Here is a 20503-nt window from a genome sequence, read left to right as displayed (position 1 = left end):
GAAGACCGTTGACGCAGGTACGTCGCGGGCCGATCTCGATCGCGTCCGGATGATCTGCGCTCCGCACAGACATCGGCCAGGCCTGTGAGGTCAAGTTGATGGGCGTGTAACTGGACGCTACGAATCAGGAAACACGTCCGACCGACGCTGGACCATGTGAAATCCGTCGGCACCGTCCAATCGCTGTGCGCCTACTGCGGCGTGGGGTGCGGTATGGACCTGTCCGGCGGAGAATCGGGCCAGATCCTCAAGACCACCGGCCGCAAGGACCACCCGACCAACTTCGGCCGCCTGTGCACCAAGGGCTCCACCACCGCCGACATGCTCGCCGGCGGTGGTCGGCTGAGCGCACCGATGGTCCGCACCGAACGCGGCACCACCGCACAACCCGGCGACCTGGACCAGGTGATCACCGACACCGCCCATCGCCTGCGAACGATCATCGACCGACACGGACCCGATGCGGTGGCCCTCTATGTATCCGGTCAGATGTCGATGGAGGCGCAGTACCTCTCCAACAAACTCGCCAAGGGTTTCATCGGGACCAACCAGATCGAGTCGAACTCGCGGCTGTGCATGGCCAGCGCGGGCACCGGGTACAAGCAGTCGCTCGGCGCCGACGGCCCGCCGGGTTCCTACCAGGACTTCGACCACGCCGACGTCTTCTTCGTGATCGGCTCCAACATCGTCGACTGCCATCCGATCCTGCACCTGCGCATGATGGACCGCATCAAGGCCGGGGCCAAGCTCATCGTGGTCGATCCGCGCCGCACCGCCACCGCCGACAAGGCCGACCTCTTCCTGCAGGTCAAGCCCGGCACCGACCTCGCGCTCCTGAACGGATTGCTGCACCTGCTGATCACCGGCGGGCACACCGACGACGACTTCATCGCGTCCTACACCGACGGCTTCGACCAGATGCCCGACTTCGCCGCGCAGTACCCGCCCGACTTGGTCAGCGAGATCACCGGCGTCTCCGCCGAGGACCTGCGCGCCGCCGCCGAGATGATCGGCACCGCCGACAACTGGATGAGTTGCTGGACGATGGGTCTCAACCAGTCGACGCACGGCACCTGGAACACCAACGCGCTCATCAATCTCCATCTCGCGACCGGTGCGATCTGCCGGCTCGGCAGTGGCCCCTTCTCGCTCACCGGCCAGCCGAACGCGATGGGGGGTCGCGAGATGGGGTACATGGGCCCCGGGCTACCCGGGCAACGCGCGGTGATCTCCGACGACGACCGGTCCTTCGTCGAGGCGAAGTGGGGGCTCGAGCCCGGCACCCTGCGCACCGATGTCGGGGGCGGCACCATCGACATGTTCCGCCGGATGTCGGACGGGGAGATCCGCGCCTGCTGGGTCATCTGCACCAATCCCGTTGCATCGGTGGCCAATCGGTCCACGGTCATCGCCGGCCTGGAGCGGGCCGAGCTGGTGATCACGCAGGACGCCTTCGCCGACACCGAGACCAACTCCTACGCCGACGTCGCGCTCCCGGCCGCACTGTGGACCGAATCCGCAGGCACCATGGTCAATTCGGAGCGCAACGTGACGCTGTTCGAGCCCGCCGTCGAGCCTCCGGGACAGGCCATCCCCGACTGGCAGATCATCGCCCGGATCGCCTGCGAGATGGGTTATGCCGACGCCTTCGGCTACGCGAGCGCCGAGGAGATCTTCGACGAGATCCGCGAGTTCGCCAATCCACGCACCGGCTACGACCTGCGCGGCATGACCTACGACGGACTGCGCCGCACGCCCATGCAATGGCCGTGCCCGCCCGACGACCTCGTCGACACACCGGACCCCCACGGCCGCAACCCGATCCGCTATCTCAACGACGGCGTGAGCCAGTCCCTCCATCGGACCGAGGACGGGACCGTCCCGACGCTGGCGTTCGCCACCCCGACCCGTCGCGCCCAGTTCTTCGCCCGACCTCATGTCGATCCCGCCGAGATGCCCGACGACGACCACCCATTCCTGCTCAACACCGGTCGACTCCCGCACCAATGGCACACGATGACCAAGACCGGGCGCGTGGCGAAGCTGAACAAACTCAATCCCGGCCCCTTCGTCGAGATCCATCCCGCTGATGCCGAGCGCCTCGGCATCGCTGCGCAGGATCGGGTCGAGGTGGCCTCGCGCCGGGGACATGCAGTTCTTCCGGCATCGATCTCCGATCGCGTACGGCCCGGGAACTGTTTTGTGCCCTTTCACTGGAACGACATGTTCGGCGACGATCTCGCGATCAACGCCGTCACATCAGACGCCGTCGATCCGATGTCACAGCAACCCGAGTTCAAGGTGTGCGCGGTGACCCTCACACGCGTGGCCGCCGCGAGTTCCGAGAACGCGCCCACACCAGGGGATTCCGCTCCGGTATCCGACGGGCAGCCCGTGATCGACACCCTCGCCGAGCTCGTCGGCGTGTCCGGCATCGTGCTCCCGCAACCCACCCACACCGAGAAGCTCTACCTCGCGGGGGTCATCGGCGGCTTACGCGCCGATCCGCCGGTCGGCGAGGTCCCGGTATTACCGGCCGATGCACCCCTGGCTCCCGACACCCGCACCTGGGTGTCTGGACTGCTGGCCGGAATGTTCTCCCGCCGGACACTTTCCGCAGATGCCCCCGCACCTGTCGACCCCGCCGACGATGTCGGATCGGTGGGAGCGGTGACCGTCCTCTGGGCATCGCAGATGGGCAACGCCGAAGAGTTCGCGACCCTGTGCGCGGACCGGGTCGCCGGCACCGGTCGCGCGGTCACCACGGTCTCGATGGACGACTGCGACCCCGGTCGGCTCCCCGACAACGAAACAGTCCTGTTTGTCACGTCGACCACCGGCGACGGAGATCCACCCGACAACGGAAGTGAGTTCTGGGAGGCGCTGAACACCGACGACGCACCCGACCTCTCCGGCGTTCGGTACGCGGTGCTCGCCTTCGGCGACTCCAGCTACGACGACTTCTGTGGCCACGGACGCAAACTCGACGCCCGCATCGGTGAGCTGGGCGGCTCTCGGATCCTCGATCGTGTCGACTGCGAGCCCGAGTTCGAGGACACCGCAGGCAGTTGGCTCGAACAGGTTGTCGGAGCGCTGAGCACCACCGCCGACGGCAACGCGAATCCCGCCGACGGCAACCACGATCTCGGCGACAGCAACCGACCCCGGGTGTCCACCGCGGATCGTCCGAACCCCGCCGCTACGGACACGCCAGCGTATTCCCGCAAGAACCCCTTCGTCACGTCCCTGGCCCGCAACATCAAGCTCAACGGCTCGGGTTCACAGAAGGATGTTCGCAACTTCGCATTTCACCTACCGCCCAACTCGTTGACCTACCGCACCGGCGATGCCCTGGGGGTGTGGCCGCGCAACAACCCGGCCCTCATCGAGGAGTGGTTGTCGGCGACCCGCCTCGACGGCGACGACGTCGTCTACCTCCCCGATGCCGGTGAGATGACCCTTCGCCGAGCGCTGCGGGAACGCCTCGAGTTCGCCAAGGTGAACACCGATCTCGTCCGGTTTGTCGCGGAGCGGACCGGGGACGACGACCTCCGCGACCTGACCGCCGCCGGGAACAAGAACCGTTTCGCGGAATGGAGTTGGGGGCGCCAATCGGTCGATCTGCTGTCCGAGCACCCGGTGCGCGCGTCGACCTCCGACTGGATCGACGTCCTGAAACCGCTGGCGCCCCGGTCGTATTCGATCTCGTCGAGTCCGTTGTCGAGCCCGGACGAGGTGCACCTGACGGTCTCCGCGGTCCGATACAACGTCCACGGCACGCCCCGCGGGGGCGTCTGCTCGACGTTTCTCGCCGATCAGGCCGACGGCGAGGACATCGGGATCTTCGTCAACTCCACCAACCACTTCCGGCCGCCGATCGATCCCGACGTGCCGATGATCATGATCGGCCCGGGGACCGGGATCGCACCCTTCCGGGCCTTCCTCCACGAACGACAGGCTCTCGGTCACACGGGTCCGAACTGGCTGTTCTTCGGCGAGCAGTATGCCGCAACGGACTTCTATTACCGGGAGGAGCTGACCTCGATGCTTGCCGACGGCCTGCTCACCAGACTGGACGTGGCATTCTCGCGGGACCAGGCCTCGAAGGTCTACGTCCAGGACCGGATGCGCGAACACGGCGCCGAACTGTACCGATGGCTCCACGACGGTGCGCACATCTATGTGTGTGGCGACGCCGGACGGATGGCCAAGGACGTCGACTCCGCTCTGAAAGGCGTAGTCGCGCAGCACGGAAAGTTGGCACCCACCAGCGCCGAGGGATACGTGAAGGCGCTGGCCGCGGACAAGCGCTATGTCCGCGACGTCTACTGAATCTCGCGACGACTCCTCGATCTGCGGTAGTGCTGTCCCAGGAGGCACCTGAGCGGCCGCCCGAGCCAGCAGTCGCCACCGTGCCGCGCTCACGTGTCATCTGGGACACTGCGGACAACCGACTTTGTGCACAGTCCCGTCGGTGTCCACAGAAGGACGATTGCGAGGGTTGCCGCAGGCCGTCGACGTCCACGAGATGCGACGCTGCCGGCATGGATCAGATCGATTGCGCTGGTGTCCTGGCGGCCGGCCTCGGCGTCGCCTCCTGGAAGCAACTCCGTTCAGCGGGGATGACCCGTACCGATCTCCGCACCGCGATCAGGAATGCTGAGCTGCGCTGCGTGCGACGCGGTTGGTACGCGACGCCCTGGGCGAACCAAGATGTTGCGACGGCAGTATCGACGGGCGGAGTTCTCAGCTGTCTGTCCGCCCTTCGACTCCACAAGGTGTGGGTCCCCGGCTCATCGGAGACCGTCCATGTCCGCGCCCGCGCGAGCGCTCATCGTGGCGCCCACAAGACGTTCTGCGAACAGTACGGCAGACCGGAATCAGAACTGCGCAGCACCGATGAGCTGACGGTCGCCCTCCGCCATGCCCTCAAATGCCTGGACGACGAAGGCATCGTGGTGGTCTGCGATTCGATTCTGAATCAGCAACTACTCGGGCTCTCCGACCTCGAGGTTCAGTTCCGCTCGGCCCCGGTACGTATCCGACGGCTACTCGATAGATGCGATGATCAGGCACAGTCGGGTACCGAGTCGATGACCCGATTACGCCTCCGCTCCCGTGGGATCGGAATTCGATCACAGGTCACCATTCCCGAAGTCGGCATCGTCGACTTTGTTGTCGGCACCTCCTTGATCATCGAAGTCGACGGCTACGAAACCCACAGCAGCAAGGAGCAGTTCGAGAAAGATCGTGAGCGCGACAGAAAGGCCGTCGAGCTCGGGTACATCGTCATCAGACTGACTTACCACCAGGTGGTCCACGAATGGCCGGACGTTGAGGAGACGATCATGGACCTCATTCGTCGACGCGAGCACCTCAAGCCGGTGGTCGAGCGGAGAGAACTTGTCTCAGACGACACCTGAGCGGATCGCCGAGCCAGATATCTCCTCAGGAGCGCGCTCCGGTGTCATCTGGGACACCGCCTCATACCCAGACCACGACCTGGCCGTCTCGATCCTCCACCCGATAAATCGCGACCGCCCCGATTCCCTCGGAAGCGCACCCGCCGTCGGTGAAGCGAAAAGCGTACTGGTGCAACGGGCACACGATCTGCCCCAGGTCGAACTGCCCGTCGGCAAGGGGACCACCTTTGTGCGGGCACACCGCATCGGTGGCGCGAAGTGTCCCGTCGGTCATCCGGAACACCGCGATCTGCCGATCGCCGACGGCATACGCCCGCCCTTCGCCCGGCAAGAGATCCTCCATCGGCCCGACCACGACCCCCATGTCGACGCGGGTCACCGGACCGGCACCTTCGGTAAGGGGAGCAACGGCAACGATGACATGAACTGGGCCGGCGACTTCGGTTCCTCCCGATCGAGCCACGGGTCGACGTAACCGGCCACCGCTTCGTCGATCCGCTCCTGGAGACCGGCCACGAGTCCGTCGCGGTCGTCGACCAGGACCGCGCGAAGCTCCTCGATACCGACCCGCGGCACCCACGCGTAGGTCCGCTCCAGCCACTTTCCCTGCTCGCGGTAATACTGGATGAAGATGCCGCACAGGCGGATCACCTCGTCTGGCGATTCCGCCGTGGCCAGCAGGTCGCCCTTGCGGATGTGCGCACCGGCCGCACCCCCGACGTAGATCTCCCAACGACCATCGCCCACCGCGACCACCCCGAAGTCCTTGCACAACGCCTCGGCACAATTGCGTGGACAGCCGGTGACCGCCAGCTTCAGCTTGGCCGGCGACTCCAGTCCCTGATACCGCGTCTCGATGTCGATTCCCAGCTGCGTCGAGTCGCCGAGACCGAAGCGACAATAGTCGGTTCCCACACAGGTTTTGACCGTCCGGAACGACTTGCCGTAGGCATAGCCCGACGGCATGTCCAGGTCCTGCCAGACCTTCGGCAGATCCTCCTTCTTCACCCCGAGGAGGTCGATCCGCTGTCCGCCGGTGGCCTTGATCATCGGGATGTCGTACTTCTCCGCCACATCGGCGATCCGACGCAACTGCTGCGGCGACGTCACGCCACCTTTCATCTGTGGCACCACCGAGAAGGTGCCGTCGCGCTGGATGTTGGCGTGCACGCGGTCGTTGATGAAGAGCGCACCCGGCTCCCGTTTCCAGTCGGCACCCCAGACCACGCGCAGCAGCGAGGCCAGCGGCATCTTGGCGGAGGCGTCCTCACCCCCGGGTGCCAGCGCAGTGAAGACGTCGGACACCGAGCGGAGATCCTGTCGACGGATCGCGTCGATGAGTTCGGGCTTGGTCAGCGGGATCGCGGGCACGTACCAGTCGGCGGACACGTCGGCGGTCAGCGCGTCCCCCGCCGCGAACTCGACGATGTCGGCGACCAGGGGTTTGCAGGAGCCGCAGCCCTTCCCGGCTCGCGTGGCCGCACACACCTCGCTCACGCTGGTACAGCCGCCGCGCACACAGCCGACGATGTCGCCTTTGGTGACACCGTTGCAGTTGCAGACCTGGACGTCGTCGGCGAGTTCGGCAGCGCCCGTCGCCGTGCTGGGTGTACCCATGTCGAACAGCATCGAGATGCGCTCATCCGGCAGCGGTACCTTCTCGTCGAACGCCTGCGTGAGGAAGTTCGCCTTGGAGATGTCGCCGAGCAGCATCGCGCCGATCAGTTTGTTGTCGCGCACCACCACGCTCTTGTAGGTACCGCTGCGTGGTTCGTAGAACTGGACGAACTCGTCATCGTCACGTTCGGGCCCCTTGACGCCCATCGCCGCCACATCGACCCCGGCCACCTTCAGCTTGGTGGTCAAACGCGAACCATGGTATTCCGCATCCGGATTCGTACCCGTGATGACGTCGGCGAGCACCACCGCCTGTTCCCAGAGCGGCGCCACCAGTCCGTACACCTCGCTGCGATGCTGAGCACACTCCCCGACCGCGAAGATGAAACCCTCGTCCTCGCAGCGCATCTGGTCGTCGACGACGATGCCCCTCTCGACGACGAGCCCCGCCCGCCGGGCGAGATCGACATTGGGACGGATACCGGCCGTCACCACGATCATGTCGCCGGGCAGCGATTGGTCGTCGGCGAAGCCCACGCCTGCGATCGTCCCGTCGTCGTTGCGCAGCACGGCGGTGGTCCGCTTCCCGGTGTGCACACCGACGCCGAGTTCTTCGATCTTGTTGCGCAGCACCCTCCCACCGCGTTCGTCGAGCTGCTGGTTCATCAGGTGGCCCGGTGAATGGACCACGTCCACCTCCACGCCCTGGGTCTTCAGGCCGTACGCGGCCTCCAGCCCGAGCAGGCCACCACCAATGACCACGGCGCGCACATCGTCGCGGGCGGTCGCCATCTGCAGCATTCCGTTGGTGTCCTCGATGGTCCGGAAACCGAACACACCGCGCGCGAGCCGACCGTCCGGTTCCCGCAGTCCGTCCATGTTGGGAAAGAAGGTGTTGGAGCCGGTCGCGACGATCAGCACGTCGAACGCGATCAACCGACCGCTGGCACAGGTCACCGTCTTGGCGAAACGATCGATGGCGTCGGCGCTGTCGCCGCTGTAGAGCGTGACGTCGTTCTCCCGGTACCACGCCATCGGATTCAGCATCAGATCGTCGTCGTCGAGTGCCGTCTCACCGGAGAGGACGTGGCTCAACATGATCCGGTTGTAGTTGCCGTAGGGTTCGTCGCCGATCATCGTCACGTCGAACAGGTCCGCACCCCCGCGGGCCAGGATCTCCTCGACCGTCCGCGCGCCGGCCATACCATTGCCGACGACGACGAGCTTGCGTTTCGGCATCAGAAGACGACCATCCCGAAATCGATGACGACCTCGCCTGCCGCGCCCTCAGGCGCGGCCAGCACCAATTCGAGCGTCGAGTCCGGGTCGACGTCCTCGACGACCCGCAACGGCACGTTCACCGACGCCTTGGCCCCCATCGGGAAGATCCGCATCGGCTTGCCGTCGCGTGTCAGGGTGACGTAGATCAGTTCGTCGGAACTGTTGCCGCCCCGGAAGTAGAGCGGCTGCGCCGTCAGCCCGGACGGCACCACGAAGGTCAGCGACGGATCGACCGGGCCCGGCTTGGTGAGTCCGGTGCCGGTGAACGCGAAGACGCCTTGCAGGAACCGCGGTGTGCTGGACATGTGTGCCACTATCGCGACCGCGCGTGACTCAATGCTTGCCTCGGTGTTACAAGGCGATTGTCAGGACCTCACCGGACATCCGGGGGTGAGTGATCTGGGTGATCTCGATCTCGATACGCCCTCACTCCGTTCGGGCTACTCGATCAGCGGCAGCTTCGCCGATCGAGTAGCCCGCAAGCGACATGGTTTCCGCCGATCGAGTAAACCGCAAGCGAAGCGAACGTGCGTATCGAGATCTACGGCCCAGCGCTAGCGCTTACGCCAGCCCGCGGCGCCGACCATCTCGGCCACGTCGGTGTACTTGACCCGGGGGCGGCCCTGCGGGAGGCCACGACGCCGCTCACTAGCGTCGATCGCACGCATCCCGCGATAACCGATCACATGACGCGCCCGCTTGCGCAGCAGCGCGGCGAACGCCTTGGACTCCCTGGTCGTCCGCTCGAGTCGGCCGCCTACGGCGTCCCGGATGAAGTCCTCGACCGTCGACTCGGCGCACACCTTGTTGGTGCCGATGCCGCCACTCGGACCCCGCTTTGCCCACCCGAGGACATAGGCGCCCGGGATCACGTTGCCGTCGTCGTCGAGCATCCGGCCATCGGTGTTCGGGAACACGCCACGCTCGTGGTCAAAGGGAAGTCCGGCGATCGGAGTCGACCGGTAGCCGATGGATCGCACCATGAGATCGGCGGCAACGGTGTGCCGGGTGCCGCCGGTCTGCACCGTCACGCCCTCCACGCGTTGCTCCCCGACGATCTCGTCGGGCGAGGTGTGGAAGAGGAAGACGATGCGACGCTTGCTCCGGTCGGCGGGCCCTCGGAGATCGGGGGCCTCCGCCGACGGATCGTCGTGGACGACGATCTCGACACCCGGAATGGTCGACAACGCACGATATTCCGCCGATGTATACGCGGCGCTCGCCTGATCACGACGGCCCAGCACCACGACTTCGTGAATGTTCTGCTCCTCGAGGATCCGCAACGCACGATCAGCGATGTCGGTGGTGGCGAGGAGTTCCGGCGGCGAGACGAGAATGCGCGCGACGTCGAGCGCGACATTGCCCGTGCCGACCACCACGGCGCGACCGGTGCCGTCAACGGGAAGCGGCGGCGCCTCCTTGCCGGGAACCGCGTTGTACCAGGCCACGAGATCGGTCGCCGACGTCGAGCCCGGCAGATCTTCGCCGGGGATGCCCAGCCGACGCGACTCACTCGCGCCGACTGCATAGAACACGGCGTCGAAATGTTGCGCCAGTTCGGCCGGGGTCACCTGCCCGGGTTCGGTACCGACCTCGACATTGGTCGCCATGGTGACGCGCGGATCGCGGTAGAGCAGATCGAACCCGCGAAGCACTCCCTTGGTGCCGGGATGATCGGGCGCCACACCGGCACGGACCAGTCCGCCCGGCGTCGGCAACTTGTCGATGACCGTCACGTCGGCCTCGGTCCGGTCCAGGATCGTCCGGAGCGCATAGCCCCCTGACGGCCCGGTCCCGACCAGCGCAACTCGCAGTCCCGCAGGCAGTTTCGGGATCTCCGGGTATTCAACCTGGTTCCATCCCGAGGTGATGTCGGTGTTCTTCTTGTAGAAATCCGCGTTGATGTCGATGAACACCTTGTCCCGGGTGCCGAGCTTGTCGGCGGGGTAGATCGCATCCACCGGGCAGGCATCCGCGCAGGCGCCGCAGTCGATGCACGCCACCGGATCGATGTGCAGGATGTCGGAACTGCCGAAACCGCGTTCCTCCGGGGTCGGGTGGATACAGTTCACCGGACACACGGACACACATGCTGCGTCGCTGCAGCAGGACTGGGTGATGACGAACATCAGAGCATGTTCGCTTTGCGGTAGTAGTGCATCGCCGGGCGGGTCAGCAGCCCGACCTCGTCGAGGAACTCCATCAGATGCGCGCAACTGCTGCGGATCATCGACTGGAAATGCGAGTTCGAGTTCATCTCCGCGACTGCACGATCAGCGTCGAGCCCGGCATCGGCGAACGCCTTCTTCTGCACCAGGCTCGTCACGATCATGTACGCCGCCAGCGAGACATAGAGCGCACTGAACTGTCGCCGCGCCCAGCCAACACCCTCCATCGACTCGCGCACCTCTTCACGCGCGAACTTCATGTGGCGCGACTCCTCGAGCACGTGAATCTCGTTGATGGTCCGAATGAAGTCGAGCACGCGATCATCACGCATGCAGCCCCGCTGGAAGACGTCGAGCACCTCCTCCGCGACGAGAATCCCGGCGTAGGCGATCTCGTTCTTCGCGGTGCGCTTGAAGAGCTTGCCGAGACGTCCCACGATCTTGGTAGGGCGGTAGGACGTGCCGACCATCTTCTGCGACGCCTTGGCGAACATGATCGAATGCCGGCACTCGTCGGCGACCTCGGTGAGTGCGAACTGGAACTCCGGGTCGTGATAGGCGCCGAGATACTGGTCGCGGATGACCATCTCCTGCAGGATCATCTCGAACCAGATGCCGATGTTCATGATCGACGCGAACTCGTGACGGGTCACCGAGATGCGCTGCTCCTCGGTCAGCTCGTCCCAGTAGGCCGTCCCGTACAGCGACGACCACTCCGGACTGCAGCCGTACTTCGTCGGATCCATCGGTTCCGACCAGTCGATCTCGGTCATCGCGTTCCGGGAGAGACGCGCAGCCGACGCCAGGAGGCGCTCGGAGACCTCGTTGGCCCCCTGGTCACGCATGCTCACGACGTTGTCCGGGCGAGCTTGATCCGGCGTGCCGCCGTCGCTCTGCGTCCGTTCCATCGCTGCAGTCATCGGATTCGACCTCCAGGTCGTCGGTGAACAACTGTTCTTTCTTGACAATGAGCACTGTTATGACAATGCGTGTTGTCAAGATAGCATCGGGGTGTGAGGGAGTAAACAGGCTCCGGCCTATACTGACCGGTAACTTAGCGTCGATATCCCCTCTCAACTGGGCAAAGGCAGGAGAACACACATGTCATCGATCTTCATTTCCGGCGGTGCGTCGGGCATCGGATTGGCGACCGCCGAGCGCTTCGACCGGGAGGGCTGGACGGTCGGTGTCTACGACGTCTCTGAAGATGCGCTGTCGAAGGTGCAGGCGAATCACCCCGACTGGATCGTCGGAACGCTCGACGTGCGCGACCACGAGCAGTGGGCCGAGGCGCTCGCCGACTTCACCTCGCACACCGACGGCCGTCTCGACGTGCTCGACAACAACGCGGGCATCCTCGTCGAGGGGCCGCTGCACGAGATCTCACCCGACGCCGTGCGACGTCAGATCGACATCGACGCCCTCGGCGTGGCCCTGGGAGCGCAAGCGGCATTTCCGTACCTGAAGGCGACACCGGGTGCGCACCTGGTCAACATCGCCTCGGCCTCGGCGATCTACGGCCAGCCCGGTATCGCCACCTACAGCGCCACCAAGTTCTTCGTCGGCGGCCTGACCGAGGCCCTGGAACTGGAATGGGAGCGCGACGACATCCGGGTCGTCGGCATCTGGCCGCTGTGGGCGAAGACCGCACTCGCCGACAACGACGCCAAGTCGACGAAGACTCTCGGCGTGCGGATCACCCCCGAGCAGGTCGCCGAGAAGGTCTGGGAGTCGGTGCATCCGACCCGGCAGGACAAACTCCTCCACCGCACCAGCTACTCGGTGGGGGCGCAGACACTGTTCCTCGGCAACGCCGCGAAGTTCATCCCGAACTTCCTCAACCGGGCCGTCAACAAGTTCATCGCTCAGTAGCGATCAGCCACCGTTGAACGCCCTCGAGTAGGCACGGCACGGCTGGCCGCGGAGCCCTTCGCACGCGCCCAACGGTGTCCCCGCACGCATCCCCGACACGATCGGCAAGATTAGTGTGGAGCCGCCCATCCCGAGCGCGATGGTGTCCACCACGCGGCCACCGGTGGTCGGGGTCGCAAAGCGCCACGACGTCCGGTCGCCGCCGGGAGCGGTGATGGCGACCCGGATGCGGGAGCCGGCCCGGAACGGATACGCGATGGGATTCAGTGCGATCCGCACCGTCTGGAAGCCGCGTGCCAATGGTTGCGGTGCCAGCCAGTCGCGCTTGGGATCCAGTGGTGTCGCGGCCGCATTCACCCGACGCAGCGATGCCCGCAGGTAGCCCGAGGTCACATAGGTCTCGTGACCGTCGGGGCGGATTTCCGAGATGGTGGCCTGTAGATCGGTGTCGGGCGCCGAAGACGCAAGCCGCAGATCGAGACTCGCGGGTCCGACGGCAACCGAATCCGCAGGTCGAGGTGCCGACACGAAGCCGACCCCCGAACGGCCGGGCACCGATGCCCAGTCGTAGCGGGGTAAGGCCTTCCACGGCAGCTGTGACGGACCGACGACGTCGAGGGTCCCGCCCGGCCGCGCAGCCGGGTCAGGTCGGAATGAGATCGACGACGGACGGCCCGGATCTGCCGTCAGCCGTCCGTCTGCATCGAGTGCGAGACGCTGCCCGTCGCCGACAGCAGCAGGCGGCCATGCGCCGAAACCAGCGGACCACGGCGCCGACAGATTCCCGGGACCGCCGGCCGTGCGCGTGTCGGTGCCCGATCCGAACAGGACCTGTACCCGTGGATCGCGGACGAACGCGGCACGGGCCGCCGCGACTGAGGTGGCCTGTGGGAACCGGGAGGTGACCACAGGCCGTCCCGGTGTTCCCGTCGTCGACTCGTAGAGCACCGGCGCCAGCGCGGTGAGGCCGGGCTTGATCTGCGGTATACGCTGGGCCACAAAGAGATCGAGGAACTCATTCCACGGCCCGAGGATCTGCGGGTCCATCGAGTCGATGTGGGCACCGTTGACGGCCCGCACCCAGACATTGGGGTTCCCATGCAGCCGATCGATCACCGACGTCCATTGCGGGCCGGTCTGTTCGTCCTGGAGGGCGCCGGCGAGGAACACCGGCACGGTGATCTTAGGCGCCCAGTACGCGGGTGCGCGGTGGTCGAACAGGCCCGGAGTTCGGGTCGGGTTCTGCTCGACGAGTTTCTCGACGTCCTGCGTCTGCAGACGAAGTCGTTGGTTGGCCGCGCACACGCGATCACCGCGACGCACCAGTTCGCGGGCGTAGGGCTGACCGCCGTCGGGCGCGGGGCGGGCGTCGGCCTGACGCTCGGCGAGCCAGGTGTTCGCGAAGCCGGTGTTGAATATGCCGCCGGGGAATCCCGTCGAGTACAGGTCGTCGGTGATGCTCATCGGCGCGATGGCGGCGAGGCTCGGCGGACGGGTTCCCGCGACCGCGATCTGGGAGATCCCGGAGAACGAGATACCCACCATGCCGACGCGATGGCCGGTCACCCACTGCTGTCGTGCGACGGTCTCGATCACGTCGTAACCGTCGTAGACGGTCGGATAGTCGAACAGGTCGAAAGCCCCACCGGAACAACCACTCCCGCGCATCTGCAGACTGACGGTGGCGAAACCGGCCGTGGGTGCGACGATGCCGCCGAGATTCGTGCTGATCGCGGGCGCCAGCGGATCGGGGCGGTTGGCCGCGCTACCGAGCGCGCCGATCACGAAGTCGTGTGGCGCTGCGGTCTGATACCCCGAGTACTCGATCACCGTCGGGAACGGGCCGTCCGCCAAGGTCTTTCCCACCGGCGGATGCACAACGGCCGCCAGGGTCACGCCATCGCGCACCCGAATGTAGTTCAATCCCTGTTTCAGGCGCTGCCGGTACAGCGTGTCGGGTGGTGGTGTCGGACCGTCGAGAACCGCGAAGCTGTTGCCCGACCGCCCGTTCACCTCGAAGCGATAGCCGGGACCTGGGCCGAGTTCCCGAACGAGGTATGAGCCGAGCCGATCGACGTGACCCGCACCGACGACCTGTCCCGCACCGTTCCGCAAGGTGACGGCGGCTCCGGGGGCCGCCCCGAGCAGGTAGGCCTGCGTCACACTTCCCGCACCGTGCCCCACATCGGGTGCGGCCTGGGCGACTCCCGTCGCCCCCAGCACGCACACCGCGACGACCGCCACCGTCAGCCCGACCACGCGCCCACAGAGACCGGGTCTCCCCCACTTCCGGTTCATCCGAGCAAGATATGTGACCCACCGGCACCCGGCGACGGAACCGACGCATTTCGATCGGTCGGATCACAACGGCTCAGACACTCGAGACGGTCAGTTCCGACGCCACAGACCGCTCGGCGCGGTCGGCAGCCGCAAGCCGAACACGAGTCCGGTGATCCGCAGGCCGGTGGCGACCACGGTGCCGATCACCAGCCATATCCAGGTGGGCGCCGACGAATAGGTGGCGCCGACGCCGACGACCCCGGCTCCGAGGAGTGCAGGTACCGCATAGAGATCGGCGGGTTGCAGCAACAACGGGATCTCGTTGGCGAGGACATCGCGCAGGATGCCGCCGCCCACAGCTGTCAACAGCCCGACGAGGGTCGCGGCGAATGCGCTCGCGTGCTGGTCGATCGCGATGGATGCACCGCTGGTGGCGAACAGGCCCATGCCGATCGCGTCCAGCAGCAGGACGCTGCGGCGCAGCTCGGAGAAGGCCGGGTGGAAGAAGAAGACCACGAGACTTGCCGAGGTGGCGACGACGATCGGCGGCCAGTTCTGGATCGAGGTCGGTGGTGTGATCCCGAGCAGGACGTCGCGGAGGATGCCACCGCCGACGCCGGTCAGTGCGCCGACGGTGAGAATGCCCCAGAGGTCGAAATCCTTGCGCACACCCAGCAGGGCACCGGATGCGGCGAAGACGACGATCCCGATGTCGTTGAGGATGTCTTGCAGCACCCGATCATGGTGTCAGCAGCGGGTGAGCACAACAACGACCGCCCCGGCGGGCCGGGGCGGTCGTTGTGAAAGTATTCGCGGCTTCGACGTGGCGTCGAAGTCAGCGGTATGCGCTCAGCGGCGATCCAGGTCGATGATGCCGGCCTGGGCCGCCTTCACGAGACGACGCGGAATGCGCTGTGCGACTCCGTTCACCTTCACCTCTTGCAATGCCGGGTTGTCCGCTTTCCACTGCGAACGACGGCTGCGGGTGTTCGCCCGCGACATCCGGCGCTTGGGTACAGCCATGGTTGAGCCCTCTCCTACGTGCGAGTCTGTGGGGACCGTCCGGCATGACTGCCGGTAGGTCCCGTCGATCCGTGCGCCCGGACTGTCACAGCTTTCGAGCCGGTCAGGCGCGGCACACAACCTCCCCAGACTACCGGCCCGCGGCCCAAGCTCCAAAACGTCGTTCCTGCCGGGGCTAGGACGACGTGGCGAACGCCCCGACGATCAGCGCGATCAGCGCGATCAGCAGGAAGATCACCACCAGGGCGATGGAGATCCAGCCGAGGATGAGCCCGGCCTTGGCCATGCCCTCACCGTCCTGGGTGCCCGCCGAGGCCTCGATCTCGTCGCGGGCCGAGTTGCCGAGGATCACCGCCACCACACCGAACACACCGGGACAGACCAGGAAGGATCCGATACCGCAGATCAGAGCCGCGATCGCCTTTCCGTTGGTCTGACGGATCCCCGGGTAGCCCGCGCCATAGGGTGCGCCGTACTGGGGTGCGGCGCCGTACTGCGGCGATGCCCCGTACTGCGGTGTGCCGTACTGGGGTGCCGCCCCGTATTGGGGTGCCGTCCCATATTGCGGGCCCGAGCCGTACTGCGGAGCCGATCCATGCTGCGGTGCCGAGCCATACTGCGCCGATCCATGTTGCGGCGATGCCCCGTACTGCTGTGCCGAACCGTACTGCTGGGTCGAACCGTACTGCTGGGTCGAACCGTACTGCGGGGTCGTCCCGTATCCAGTCGTGTCAGCGAGCCCCGACGGCGTTCCGTATCCGGACTCCGGCCCGTACTGGGATCCCGCGCCGTACTGGGATCCAGCGCCGTCGTGAGGGCCGGTTCCGTACGGCTGCCAGCCCTCGGGATGGGTTGCCTGCGACTCCGGCTGTGGGGCCCGGTCGGCGGCGGGTGACCGATCGGTCACCGGCTCGGTCTGGTCACCGGCCTCGTGATCGTCCTGTGGATTCTGGGGGCCGTCGGTCGGATTCGTCATCGAATGGTCCTTTCCACGGTGCCCAGCGTATGCGAACGGATGCGTGATCAGATCCGAGTCGTCGTCGACCCACCACCATCCGGGCACCTGCGAACGTCGCGTCCAACCTGGTGAATACACTCGGCCCGGTGTCAGGAGTGGTCTCGGGCTTCACCGTCATCTTCATCATGGTGGGGATCGGCTACATCCTCGGGCGTACCCGGGTGCTCGGAGACAGCGCCCACGAGGTGTTGTCCCGGCTCGTCTTCTTCGTGTGCACACCAGCCCTGCTGTTTCACTCGCTGATCACGTCGGACCTGTCCGTCATCTTTTCGTCGACGCTGGTCATCGCGGGTGGCAGCGCACTCGCCATCGGCGTGATCTACGTGGTGGTCGCTCGGTTGTGGCTTCGCAATGAGATCCCCGAACTCGCGATCGGCGGCCTCGCGTCGTCGTACGTGAACAGCGTGAACCTCGGCCTTCCGATCGCCATCTTCGTCCTCGACGACGCGTCGTTCATCGCGCCTCTCCTGCTGTTCCAGATCCTGGTGTACTCGCCGATGGCTCTGATCACCCTCGACCTCACGGTCACCGATCCGGCCACCGGCACGGCACCACGCACGTCCACTGTCCGAGACGCCGTGGTCGCGCCCCTGACCAACCCGATCGTCGTCGGCGGGGTTGCCGGACTGGTAATCTCCGCGGTCGGGTGGATGCCGCCCGCCGCGGTCATGGAGCCGATGAAGATGTTGGGCAACGCGTCGGTGCCCGGCGCCCTTCTCGCGTTCGGATTGTCGTTGACCGGGGTCGCCGTCTTCAAGAAGGGCCAGAGCCCCCGCCGGGCGATCGCGCTGGCCTCGGTCCTCAAGGTGGTGGCGATGCCCGCGCTGGTCTACGTCGTCGCCCGGTGGGGATTCGGCGAGACGGGACATCAGTTGTTCGCCCAGGTGGTGATCGCCGCGCTGCCGACAGCCCAGAATGTGCTCGTCTACGCGACACGGTATCGACGTGGGCAGATCATGGCCCGCGACACCGCGTTGATCACCACGCTGGCGTCCATTCCCGTGATCGGGGTCATCGCCTTTCTGCTCGCGTGAGCTAGGACGGTGTCCGCTGTTTGCGGTCCTTGCGCTTGACCTCGACGCCGCCCATCAATGCGAACCCGACGACCCGGACAGTCGGCGCACCCGGCATGCCCGGTCCTGACGCACGGCCACCGAACCCGCCCATGATCGGCCAGCCGTTGACCTCGACGGCGACATCGGGTGGCACGGTGATGTCGACGGCCCCCATGATCGCGGTACAACGGATGGTGAGGACCGCAGCGGTGAACTCGGCCTCCCTGAGGTCGATCTCCACGGAGCCCATGATCGCGGTGGCCGTGATGGAGTCCGCCACCACGACAGTGCCCTTGATCTCCGCGGCCGACATCAGCGCGAACCGATGTGCCACCGGCGAGCGCCCCGAGCCCGGGACGACCCGACTGACGGAGGGTTCACCGACGAAGGGCATCGGCACCCCGAGTTGACCCACCGGGAGATCGTCGGTGAGCTCGTCGAGCTCACCGAATGTCCTCGCCGAGACGGCTTTTCCCGCGCGCTCCTCGTACTCGGCAGGTGAGAGACTGCCGCCGGCCATCGCGGCGGACAGGATCTGGTGCACGAGTTCACGATCGGTGTCGGCGGCCCGCAGACGAGCTCGGCGGTCGTCGGGGGCCGGTAGATCCTCGGGGGATGTCACAAGGTTCGAGCCTAGTGGGCGTACATCGGCGCGACCACCCTGATTTTCGTCGATTGCCCTACCGGGCCCGCCCTACTGGGCGGACACCCAGGAAACCCTGATCCGCCACCCTGAGGAGCTTCGATTCATCGTCGATGACCGCGCCGCGATCGCAGGTAGTCCCCGACGACGGCGGCTCCGAGTCCGTCGACGTCCGGCGCGACCACACGGCCACCGATCCGGCGGGCGATCTGATCCATGAAGTGGGCCAGCCCGGGGTCCTCGCCGAGCCGGAAGAACGTCACCTGCGCCCCGAGCCGCGACACGTGGTCGAGTTCGCGGACGGTGACCGCAATCGTCTGCGGGTGTGGCGGATAGAAGAAGAACGGTTCGCCGCTGGGATCGAGATGCGCGGTCGGTTCGCCGTCGGTGACGACGAGGACCACCGGTTGCGCATTCGGGAACCGGCGGAGGTGACGCTGGGCGAGCAGCAGGGCGTGATGCAGGTTGGTCCCCTGCTCCATTCGCGGCTGCAGCCCGGTCAGCTCGGCGATGTCGATGGACCTGGCATACCTGCCGAATGCGATGAGATGCAGTTCGTCGCTGCGGAAGCGTGTGGAGATCAGGTGGTTGAGCGCGATGGCAGTGCGCTTCATGGGCGTCCACCGGCCCTCCATCTCCATCGAGAACGAGGTGTCCACCAGCAGCACGACGGCGGCCTGGGTGCGGGCCTCGGTCTCGGCGACCTCCACGTCGCGGACGTCGATGCGCACGCCCCCACGGGCCATCTCCGCCGACATCAGCGACGGCTCGTCACTCTCGGAAACGGTGCGCAACACCGCGTTCGACACCGTACGGGTCACGTCCCAGGGGTCGGTGTCGCCGAATTCCCATTCGCGCGAGGCCCCCGTCGGCTCCCCGAGGGCACCCGTTCGGCGGGTCTGGCGATCTCCGCGACCCGACAGTTGCTCGGCGATGTCGCGGAAGATCGACTCTCCGAGCTGCCGCATGGCCTTCGGACTCAGCCGCAATTGTCCATCCGAGGTGCGATCGAAGAATCCCTCCTCCGACAAGGCCTTCTCCAGTTCGGCGAGGCGTTGCGCGTCGACCGCGGCCTCGTCGCCGAGCTGGCGGGCCAGCGCATCGAGGTCGAGGTCGTCCATCTGAGCGCCGGCGTATTGCTGGGACAGCTGCTCGCTGAGAGCCTCCAGCTCGGAGATGTCGCGTAACGCGGCAGCCCCTTGCCCCAGGCCCATCTGCTGCTCGCCCGAGAACGACTGCGCGTTGTCCCAGTCGAGACCGGGCCGCGCTTCACGCAGTGCCGAATCCATCTGCGACAGCTGGCTCATCAGCTCCGGCGATCCGAAAGCCTGCTGGGCCAGCTGATCCAGTTCCGCGCGTTGTTCGGGTGTCAGCGAGTTGTAGAACTGCTGGGCCGCGGCCGCACGCTGCGCCAGCGAATCGATGAGTTCGGATGTGTTACGCGGATTCTCCGGGAAGAAGTCCCCGTGCTTGTTCATGAACTCGTCGAACTGCTCGGTGGTGTCCTCACCGCGATTGTGCGCATCGAGCAACTCGTTGAGATCGGAGAGCATCTCCGAGACACGTTGCCGATCCTGCTCATTCGCGCCTTCGAGGGCTTCCTTCATCCCAGCGAAACGCTGGTCGAGGAGTTCCCGCCCGAGCAGATCCTTGATCTTCTCGTAGTCCTCCCGTGCCTGCGGGCTGCGCCAATCGTATTCCGACAGTTCTTCGACGGCCTGCGCGGTCGACGGGGGAAGACTGCCGATCTGCATCTCCTTGAACCGCGCGTCGTCGTCGAGATCGCGCGCGAGCTGCTTGCGCTCCTCGAGGACCGCACGGTCGAGGAGTTCACGGATCTCGGCGAAGGTGCCGTCGAGATTCCGCTGCTTCAGCAACTCCTGACGACGGCGTTCGGCTTGCTCGCGGAGCTTGTCCAGCCCTCGCATGTCCGGCGTGCCGCGACGGAGGAACTCCCGCAGGGCACGCTGCGGCGACGAGCCGGCCATGACGTCGTCGCCGATGTCCCGCAACGCTTCCCGGAGGTCGACCGGCGGCGCCAGCGGATCCGGGCCACCGACGTAACGCTGATACCGTGATCGGTGGAAACTCTTGTGCACCATGGTGTTCGGCTCCCGTTTCTC

The 20503-nt window shown here is 66.0% G+C and carries 15 protein-coding genes; 4 read left to right on the top strand and 11 right to left on the bottom strand.

From position 1 onward, the window contains the following. Positions 1–213 precede the first annotated feature (213 nt). Both OVA31_RS17605 and OVA31_RS17600 read left to right on the top strand, forming a co-directional pair. Entirely contained in the window at positions 214–4332 is a 4119-nt protein-coding gene (locus OVA31_RS17605) for a molybdopterin-dependent oxidoreductase (RefSeq protein WP_420714217.1), read from the top strand. A 212-nt stretch (positions 4333–4544) separates the two neighbouring features. Then, positions 4545–5423, top strand: coding sequence for a DUF559 domain-containing protein (locus OVA31_RS17600; RefSeq protein ID WP_267627907.1), 879 nt, complete (start codon positions 4545–4547; stop codon positions 5421–5423). Positions 5424–5484: 61 nt separating this feature from the next. Here the strand turns inward: OVA31_RS17600 and OVA31_RS17595 are convergent, their stop codons facing one another. The 5 genes from OVA31_RS17595 to OVA31_RS17575 form a co-directional block, all read right to left on the bottom strand. Then, the gene (locus OVA31_RS17595; RefSeq protein ID WP_267631582.1) at positions 5485–5787 is read right to left on the bottom strand and encodes a Rieske (2Fe-2S) protein; all 303 of its coding nucleotides are present in this window, start codon (positions 5785–5787) and stop codon (positions 5485–5487) included. Between the two features lie 11 nt (positions 5788–5798). After that, positions 5799–8279: a nitrite reductase large subunit NirB gene (nirB, locus tag OVA31_RS17590; RefSeq protein ID WP_267627906.1), complete on the bottom strand. Its 2481-nt coding sequence runs from the start codon at positions 8277–8279 to the stop codon at positions 5799–5801. Next, positions 8279–8626: a molybdopterin oxidoreductase gene (locus OVA31_RS17585; protein WP_164306403.1), complete on the bottom strand. Its 348-nt coding sequence runs from the start codon at positions 8624–8626 to the stop codon at positions 8279–8281. Before OVA31_RS17585 ends, nirB begins: the two co-directional genes overlap by 1 nt. Positions 8627–8875: 249 nt before the next feature. Next, on the bottom strand, positions 8876–10450 hold the full coding sequence (locus tag OVA31_RS17580) for an FAD-dependent oxidoreductase (protein ID WP_267627905.1): 1575 nt from the start codon (positions 10448–10450) through the stop codon (positions 8876–8878). Beyond that, positions 10450–11409, bottom strand: coding sequence for an AurF N-oxygenase family protein (locus OVA31_RS17575; protein ID WP_267627904.1), 960 nt, complete (start codon positions 11407–11409; stop codon positions 10450–10452). The genes OVA31_RS17580 and OVA31_RS17575 overlap by 1 nt, the downstream gene beginning before the upstream one ends. A gap of 181 nt (positions 11410–11590) precedes the next feature. On the opposite strand from OVA31_RS17575, the gene OVA31_RS17570 reads away from it, so the two are divergent. After that, positions 11591–12361 (top strand): SDR family oxidoreductase, encoded by a 771-nt coding sequence (locus tag OVA31_RS17570; RefSeq protein ID WP_267627903.1) that lies wholly within the window; start codon positions 11591–11593, stop codon positions 12359–12361. A 3-nt stretch (positions 12362–12364) separates the two neighbouring features. Here the strand turns inward: OVA31_RS17570 and OVA31_RS17565 are convergent, their stop codons facing one another. The 4 genes from OVA31_RS17565 to OVA31_RS17550 all read right to left on the bottom strand — a co-directional run bounded on the left by OVA31_RS17565 (position 12365) and on the right by OVA31_RS17550 (position 16640). After that, positions 12365–14659 carry a CocE/NonD family hydrolase gene (locus tag OVA31_RS17565; RefSeq protein ID WP_267627902.1) on the bottom strand — a complete coding sequence of 765 codons (2295 nt, stop codon included), beginning with the start codon at positions 14657–14659 and terminating at the stop codon, positions 12365–12367. 90 nt (positions 14660–14749) lie between these two features. Next, entirely contained in the window at positions 14750–15376 is a 627-nt protein-coding gene (locus tag OVA31_RS17560) for a trimeric intracellular cation channel family protein (RefSeq protein WP_267627901.1), read from the bottom strand. 114 nt (positions 15377–15490) lie between these two features. Continuing rightward, positions 15491–15664, bottom strand: coding sequence for a 50S ribosomal protein L32 (rpmF, locus tag OVA31_RS17555; protein ID WP_014359175.1), 174 nt, complete (start codon positions 15662–15664; stop codon positions 15491–15493). Between the two features lie 175 nt (positions 15665–15839). After that, positions 15840–16640 carry a DUF4190 domain-containing protein gene (locus OVA31_RS17550; protein WP_267627898.1) on the bottom strand — a complete coding sequence of 267 codons (801 nt, stop codon included), beginning with the start codon at positions 16638–16640 and terminating at the stop codon, positions 15840–15842. A gap of 128 nt (positions 16641–16768) precedes the next feature. On the opposite strand from OVA31_RS17550, the gene OVA31_RS17545 reads away from it, so the two are divergent. Continuing rightward, positions 16769–17716, top strand: a complete 948-nt coding sequence (locus OVA31_RS17545; protein ID WP_267627897.1) for an AEC family transporter — start codon at positions 16769–16771, stop codon at positions 17714–17716. A 1-nt stretch (position 17717) separates the two neighbouring features. Here the strand turns inward: OVA31_RS17545 and OVA31_RS17540 are convergent, their stop codons facing one another. Both OVA31_RS17540 and OVA31_RS17535 read right to left on the bottom strand, forming a co-directional pair. After that, positions 17718–18359, bottom strand: a complete 642-nt coding sequence (locus OVA31_RS17540; protein WP_267627896.1) for a DUF1707 SHOCT-like domain-containing protein — start codon at positions 18357–18359, stop codon at positions 17718–17720. Between the two features lie 125 nt (positions 18360–18484). Next, entirely contained in the window at positions 18485–20482 is a 1998-nt protein-coding gene (locus OVA31_RS17535) for a vWA domain-containing protein (protein ID WP_267627895.1), read from the bottom strand. Between the last annotated feature and the right edge of the window lie 21 nt (positions 20483–20503).

Origin of the sequence: Gordonia sp. SL306 (genome assembly GCF_026625785.1) — a bacterium.
Classification (GTDB): Bacteria; Actinomycetota; Actinomycetes; order Mycobacteriales; family Mycobacteriaceae; genus Gordonia.
This window is presented reverse-complemented; position numbering and strand designations above follow the sequence as displayed.